Here is a 6,800-nt window from a genome sequence, read left to right on the forward strand (position 1 = left end):
CCAGGCCAGCACAGAGCACCGAAGGAGCCTTCACTACCCATGGCGGATTGTGCCAGGAAGGCCAAGGGCTGCGCGTAGACGGTTCCATGAACCGGCGGATCTTCAAGGGGCCGCGATTCGGAGACGCAGGCTGGCTCGCCCGCTGCCAGCTTGCCGAGAAGCACCGATAAAGCCAGAGATCACCCCCTTTGCCCCATTGGCCCGCATCTTTGAAAGTCTGCGAAATCGTGTCCCCGCAGCCGTAAACTCGCAGCTCACATAACTGCTCCCCGCGCCCGCGGGGATGACCCCCAGTGGAAACACCTCCACCAACGGCGCTCGCCTCCGCCATGACATTCGGCTACGACGAAGAGAAGATCTCCTTCGGAGAGCTCCTCAGCCCCCCTGGGCCACACGCCCGCGAAAGTGCCGACATCTTGATTTAGACCGTGTCCTGCGTGGTGAGGCGGACGAGTCGCTTGTAGCAGCAGAGGGCGGCGGCAAAACCGAGGAACCTCAGGTAGTTGCGGGGTTCTCGTTCGTAGCGGGGACTGAGTCTGCGGTAGCCAGACAGCCAGGAGACGGTGCGTTCGATCACCCATCCATGTCGGGCTGGCCGTTCACTGGAGCCGGTGCCTTTGCGCGCGATCCGGACTCCGATCCGCTTGCCGTGTAGCCACGTTCACAGATCAGGGCGGTCATAGGTTTGGCGGCGTGCAGACGCTGAGGCTTGGAGTAGCGGCCGTGGTGGGGGTCGTGTTTCGTTTGGTGACCCGCCATCATGGGCTTCAGCCCTTCACCGTCATGGGCGTTGGCGGCTGAGACGCCGACGACCAGGGGCAGTCCGTTCGCGTCCGACAAGATGTGCGTCTTGGAACCCGGCTTGCTCCGGTTCGCAGAGCTCGGGCGCGTGCGTTCGTCCCATTTTTCGCCCTGCCATGGGCCGAGTCGAGGATGACGCGGGAAGCGTCGGGCAGGCCAGCGTCGTCGAGCCGGTGCAGGGTCGCCTCGTGCAGCCGGCTCCAGACCGGGTCACCATCCCCCTCACCACGGAGGACGCGGTCTTGGGCGAGCCGCGTCGGTGGTGTGGCGCAGGCGGTCCGGCTCCCGGGCCCCGCCCACGCGGCCGTTCGGCCGCCGCGTCGCCGCGTCGCCGCACCCAGTGGTATAGTGGGGGTAGTACCCTTCTTCACCTCTTCGTGGGTGCCGGTACTCGTTACTTTCTCTGCGTTTCCGCATCTCTGCGTCCTTTCTCCCGTTCGCTGTTTCGCCCGTCCTTCGTCGACCGGCGCGACAGCTTCCGGCACCACCTCGTGAGCAGGCTTTCACGCCGTGGCCGAGGTGTGTTTCCCGCCGTCGCGGAGGCGGGCGCGTTCGCCCTCCCGCGTACGGATCTCTCCCCCCCTTCCCCCCTTCCCCCCTTCCCTCCCATTCCTGACATCCGCCGTCCGTGAAAGGTCCGATCCTCATGACCACCACACTCGAACACCCCTCTCTGCGGCCTTCCCCGGCCGGGACCGTCACCGGCGTCCTCGATGTCGACGCGGGCGGGAAGGGGCATCTGCGCGGCGCGAGCTGCCTGCCCGAGCCGTCCGATCCGTCCCTCTCCCCCGCGCTGATCCACCGGTACGGGCTGCGCAAGGGCGACCTCGTCGAAGGGGTCCGCGGCTCCCAGCGCGCCGTGGCCGATGTCGTCCGGGTGAACGGCCTGGCACCCGAACAGCTCCGCGGCAGGCGCCGCTTCCGGGACCTGACGCCGCTGCATCCGTACCGGCGGCTGCGCCTCGAACACCCGGCGGCGGGGCTGACGGGGCGCGTCGCCGACCTGATCGCCCCGGTCGGCAAGGGCCAGCGCGGGCTGCTCGTGGCCCCGCCCAAGACCGGCAAGACCGTCGTCCTCCAGCAGATCGCCGCGGCCGTCGCCGGCAACCATCCCGAGTGCCGGCTGATGGTGGTGCTGCTCGACGAGCGGCCGGAGGAGGTCACCGACATGCGGCGCTCGGTGCGGGGCGAGGTGTACGCCTCGACCTTCGACCAAGGCCCCCGGCAGCACATCGCCCTGGCCGGCCTCGTCGTCGAACGGGCCAAGCGGCTCGTCGAGGCCGGCGAGGACGTCGTCGTCCTCCTCGACTCCCTGACCCGGCTGTGCCGGGCGCACAACAACGCCGCGAGCTCCGGCGGACGGACCCTCAGCGGCGGTGTCGACGCGGGCGCACTGCTCGGTCCCAAGCGGTTCTTCGGCGCCGCGCGGCAGACCGAGGAGGGCGGCTCGCTCACCATCCTCGCCACCGCCCTGGTGGAGACCGGCTCCCGCGCCGACGACTTCTACTTCGAGGAGCTCAAGGGCACGGGCAACATGGAGCTCCGCCTGACCCGCGAACTCGCCGCCCGCCGGGTCTTCCCCGCCGTCGGCCTGGACGCCTCCGGCACCCGGCGCGAGGAACTCCTGCTGTCGGGCGCCGAATCGAGCGCCGTACGCGGGCTGCGGCGGGCCCTGCGGGCCAGGGACGGCCAGGCCGGCCTGGAGACGCTGCTGGAGCGGATGCGCGGCACGCCGGACAACGCCACGTTCCTGCGGCGGGTCCGGCCGACACTGCCCGGCGGCTGACCGGGCGTCCACCGGCCACGGCGGGGGACGGCCGCCGTACGCCGCCGCGTCCGTTCCGGACGGCGTGTGGCATCCGGGTGCTCGCGGACGCGGACCGGCCCCGGCAGCGCGGCGTTCGGCGGACCCCTTCCTACGTTTGCGGTATGACTGTCGGATTTTCTTCCCGGGTGGTGGCGTCCTCCTGCGCTCTGTGCGTCGCGGGTCTGCTGGTGCTCGCGCCCGGCGCCGCGGCCGTCCGCACGCGGCCACCGGATCCCGGTACGCCCGGCGGGCCGGAGGTGTCGGGGCCGCAGCCGTCCCTGCTGCACCGTTCCGGCACCCAGGTCCGGCCGCGTCCGGGGACGCCGGCGCCGCCCGCCGTCTCCGCCCTGTCGTGGGTGGTCGCCGACGCGGGCACCGGCGACGTGCTCGCCGCCCACGACGCGCACCGGAGGCTGCCGCCCGCCAGCACCCTGAAGACACTGTTCGCGCTGACGGTCCTGCCGGTGCTCCCGGGAGGCATCCGCCACACGGTGCGCCCGCAGGAGCTGGCGGGGATCGGGCCGGGCAGCAGTCTGGCCGGGGTCGCCGAGGGCCGCACGTACCGGGTCGCCGACCTGTGGCACGGCGTCTTCCTCAGCTCCGGCAACGACGCCGTGCGCGTCCTGTCCGCGCTGAGCGGCGGCTGGCGCGCCACGGCCGCCCGGATGCAGGCCAAGGCCCACGAGCTGGGCGCGCACGACACACGGGTGCTGTCGCCCGACGGCTACGACACGCCGGGCCAGGTCTCCTCGGCGTACGACCTCGCGGTCTTCGGCCGGGCCGGGCTGCGCAACCCGGACTTCGCCCGGTACTGCGCCACCGTCGAGGCCCTCTTCCCCGGCCGTGCCGGGGGGACGTACGGCATCCGGAACACCAACCGGCTGCTGGCCGGCACCGGCGATGTGCGGCCGTATCCGGGACTGATCGGCGTGAAGAACGGCTACACCAGCAAGGCCGGCCACACGCTCGTCGCCGCCGCCCGCCGGCACGGGCGGACCCTGGTGGTGACGGTGATGAACCCTCAAAAGGGCGGCGGTCCGGCGGTGTACGAGGAGACCCGGGCACTGCTCGACTGGGGCTTCGGGGCGGCCGGGCGGGTCGATCCGGTCGGTTCGCTGGACGCCCTGCGCGCCCGGCCGCTGCCGAGCTCCGAGACCGCACCCGTCGCCACGGGACGGCCGGAGGAGGTGGCCGTGGCGCGGCCGGAGGAGGAAGGGCCCGGCTGGCCGGAGACGGGGATGATCTCGGGCGCCGCCGGGCTCGGCGCGAGCGCGGTGGCGCTGCTGCTGCGGCTCGTGAGGAACCGGGTCGAGTGGAAGTGACGGGGCGCGCCGCTCCGGCTGCGGGCGGGTCCGGGGTTCCGGGCCCCGGGGGCCCGGGGACCCGGGGGCCCGGGGGCCCGGGGACCCGGGGCCGAGGACGGGGCTCGGGGATCCGGGTCCGGGTCCGTGGCCGGGCGGAGGGGGTGGCGCCGGAAGCGGCCGGGACGGCCGGTCAGAAGACCGACAGGCCGGTGAGGGTGGTGAAGCGGTCCAGGGCGGCCACTCCGGCCACCGAGTTGCCCCGCTCGTCCAGGCCGGGGCTCCACACGCACAGCGTGCACCGGCCGGGGACGACGGCGATGATGCCGCCGCCGACGCCGCTCTTGCCAGGCAGGCCCACCCGGTAGGCGAAGTCGCCGGCCGCGTCGTACGTCCCGCAGGTCAGCATCACCGCGTTGACCTGCTTGGCCTGGCTGCGGCTGAGCAGGCGGGAGCCGTCGGCGCGGACGCCGTGCCGGGCGAGGAAGGTGGTGGCCAGGGCGAGGTCGGCGCAGGACGCGGCGAGGGAGCACTGGCGGAAGTACTGCTCCAGCAGGACCGGCACCGGGTTGTCGATGTTGCCGTAGGAGGCCATGAAGTGGGCCAGGGCGGCGTTGCGGTCGCCGTGTGCGGACTCGGAGGCGGCGACCTCCTCGTCGAAGGCCAGCTCCGGGTTGCCGCTCTCGGCGCGCAGGAAGGCGAGCAGTTCGCCGGCGGCGTCGCCGGTACGGGTGTGAAGGCGGTCGGTGACGACGAGGGCGCCCGCGTTGATGAACGGATTGCGCGGGATGCCGTTCTCGTACTCCAGCTGCACCAGGGAGTTGAACGGGTTGCCGGAGGGCTCGCGGCCCACGTGCTCCCACAGCCGGTCGCCCTCGCGGGCCAGGTCGAGGGCGAGGGTGAAGACCTTGGTGATGGACTGCGCCGAGAACGGCTCCCGCCAGTCCCCCACGCCGTACACCGTGCCGTCCAGCTCGGCGACGGCCATGCCGAAGCGGCGCGGGTCACGGGCGGCGAGCGCCGGGATGTAATCGGCGGCCCGGCCGCTGCCGGGGGTGTGCTCGATCTCCTCGGCGATGCGCTCCAGGACCGGCTGGAAGGTCCTGGAGGAAGGGGACGAGGAGGAAGACGAGGGGGGTGGGGGCAGGGGGGACGAGGGGGGTACTGCCATGATCGCCATTGTTCCTTTCCGCCGGTCCCGGCGCGCGTGCGCCGGTCAGGCCAGGGGTGCGCCGCTGCCGGCGAGGACCTCGGGCCGCAGCAGGCCGGTGAGCTTGTCGGCGGGCAGCAGGCCCTTCTCCAGGACGAGCTCGGCCACGCCGCGGCCGGTGGCGAGGGCCTCCTTGGCGATGCCGGTGGCGGCGGTGTACCCGATGTGCGGGTTGAGGGCGGTGACCAGGCCGATGGAGTTCTCCACGCTCGCGCGCAGCGCCTCGGTGTTGGCGGTGATGCCGTCCACGCAGCGTTCGGCGAGGGTGAGGCAGGCGGCGCGCAGGTGGGTGACCGACTCCGACAGGGAGTGCAGGATGACCGGCTCGAAGGCGTTGAGCTGGAGCTGTCCGGCCTCGGCGGCCATGGTGATGGTGACGTCGTTGCCGATCACCTCGAAGGCGACCTGGTTGACGACCTCGGGGATCACCGGGTTGACCTTGCCGGGCATGATCGACGAACCGGCCTGCACGGGCGGCAGGTTGATCTCGCCGAGGCCGGCGCGCGGTCCGGAGGAGAGCAGGCGCAGGTCGTTGCAGCTCTTGGAGAGCTTGACGGCGATCCGCTTCAGCACGCCCGACATCTGGACGAACGCCCCGCAGTCCTGGGTGGCCTCCACCAGGTTGACGGCGGTGACCAGGGGCAGTCCGGTGATGCCGGAGAGGTGGCGGCGGGCGGCCTCGGCGTAACCGGCGGGGGCGTTGAGGCCGGTGCCGATCGCGGTGGCGCCGAGGTTGATCTCGTGGATCAGCTCGGCGGCCTCGGCGAGCCGGCTGCGGTCCTCGTCGAGCATGACGGCGTACGCCGAGAACTCCTGCCCGAGCGTCATCGGCACCGCGTCCTGGAGCTGGGTGCGGCCCATCTTCAGCACGTCGCGGAACTCGACCGCCTTGCGGGCGAAGGCGTCCTGGAGGACGGCCATCGCCTTGAGCAGGCCGCGCACCGCGAAGACCGTCGCGATCTTGACGGCGGTCGGGTAGACGTCGTTGGTCGACTGGCCGAGATTGACGTCCTCGTTGGGGTGCAGGTGCCGGTAGTCGCCCTTGGCGTGGCCGAGCAGCTCCAGCGCCCGGTTGGCGATCACCTCGTTGGCGTTCATGTTGGTGGAGGTGCCGGCGCCGCCCTGGATCACGTCGACGACGAACTGGTCGTGGAGCCGGCCGGCGCGGATCTCGCGGCAGGCGGCGACGATGGCGGCGGCCTTCTCGGGCGCGAGCAGGCCGAGCTCCTCGTTGGCGAGGGCGGCGGCCTCCTTCACGGCGGCCAGGGCGTCGATCAGGTGGGGGTGGGCGGAGATCGGGGTGCCGGTGACGGGGAAGTTCTCCGTGGCGCGCAGGGTGTGGATGCCCCAGTACGCGTCGGCGGGGACGTCGCGGTCGCCGAGCAGGTCGTGCTCGCTGCGGGTGGCTGCGGCGGTCATGGTGGTGCGGGTCTTTTCTCGGGTGGGGCGGGGTGCCGAGGGTGCGTTCCGGGAGTCCGGGAGTGGGGCGGAGTGCCGGGGTGCGTTCCGGGAGCGGGGCGGCTCGGACGTGCCCGCGCCCCAGCCGCGGGTACGCCGCGGGCGCGGCGCGTCCCGGACACGGGCACGGCGCGTCCCGGACACGGGCACGGCGCGTCCCGGACACGGGCACGGCGCGTCCCGGACACGGGCACGGCGCGTCCCGGACACGGGCACGGCGCGT

4 protein-coding genes and 1 pseudogene are annotated in these 6,800 nt (G+C 72.6%); 2 read left to right on the plus strand and 3 right to left on the minus strand.

Going from position 1 to position 6,800, the window contains the following annotated elements:
* Window positions 1-421: 421 nt before the first annotated feature.
* A pseudogene (locus ABZ340_RS34620) lies at window positions 422-1,007 on the minus strand (IS5 family transposase); the annotation flags it as partial.
* A gap of 440 nt (window positions 1,008-1,447) precedes the next feature.
* On the opposite strand from ABZ340_RS34620, the gene rho reads away from it, so the two are divergent.
* Window positions 1,448-2,587 carry a transcription termination factor Rho gene (gene rho, locus ABZ340_RS34625; protein WP_358785859.1) on the plus strand — a complete coding sequence of 380 codons (1,140 nt, stop codon included), beginning with the start codon at window positions 1,448-1,450 and terminating at the stop codon, window positions 2,585-2,587.
* Between the two features lie 143 nt (window positions 2,588-2,730).
* A complete protein-coding gene (locus ABZ340_RS34630) occupies window positions 2,731-3,930 on the plus strand; it encodes a serine hydrolase (RefSeq protein ID WP_358785860.1) in 1,200 nt (399 codons plus the stop codon).
* 172 nt (window positions 3,931-4,102) lie between these two features.
* Here the strand turns inward: ABZ340_RS34630 and ABZ340_RS34635 are convergent, their stop codons facing one another.
* Both ABZ340_RS34635 and aspA read right to left on the minus strand, forming a co-directional pair.
* On the minus strand, window positions 4,103-5,080 hold the full coding sequence (locus tag ABZ340_RS34635; protein WP_358785861.1) for a glutaminase: 978 nt from the start codon (window positions 5,078-5,080) through the stop codon (window positions 4,103-4,105).
* Between the two features lie 45 nt (window positions 5,081-5,125).
* Window positions 5,126-6,538: an aspartate ammonia-lyase gene (gene aspA / locus ABZ340_RS34640; RefSeq protein ID WP_358785862.1), complete on the minus strand. Its 1,413-nt coding sequence runs from the start codon at window positions 6,536-6,538 to the stop codon at window positions 5,126-5,128.
* Window positions 6,539-6,800: the final 262 nt, after the last annotated feature.

The sequence above is a fragment of the Streptomyces sp. NPDC006134 genome (genome assembly GCF_040628835.1).
In the GTDB taxonomy this organism is placed as follows: Bacteria; Actinomycetota; Actinomycetes; order Streptomycetales; family Streptomycetaceae; genus Streptomyces.

Bases quoted from the DNA above. Each gene is read 5' to 3' on its own strand.
- ABZ340_RS34630 (WP_358785860.1), top strand. From the start codon at position 2,731: ATGACTGTCGGATTTTCTTCCCGGGTGGTGGCGTCCTCCTGCGCTCTG.
- ABZ340_RS34635 (WP_358785861.1), bottom strand. From the start codon at position 5,080: ATGGCAGTACCCCCCTCGTCCCCCCTGCCCCCACCCCCCTCGTCTTCC.
- rho (WP_358785859.1), top strand. From the start codon at position 1,448: ATGACCACCACACTCGAACACCCCTCTCTGCGGCCTTCCCCGGCCGGG.
- aspA (WP_358785862.1), bottom strand. From the start codon at position 6,538: ATGACCGCCGCAGCCACCCGCAGCGAGCACGACCTGCTCGGCGACCGC.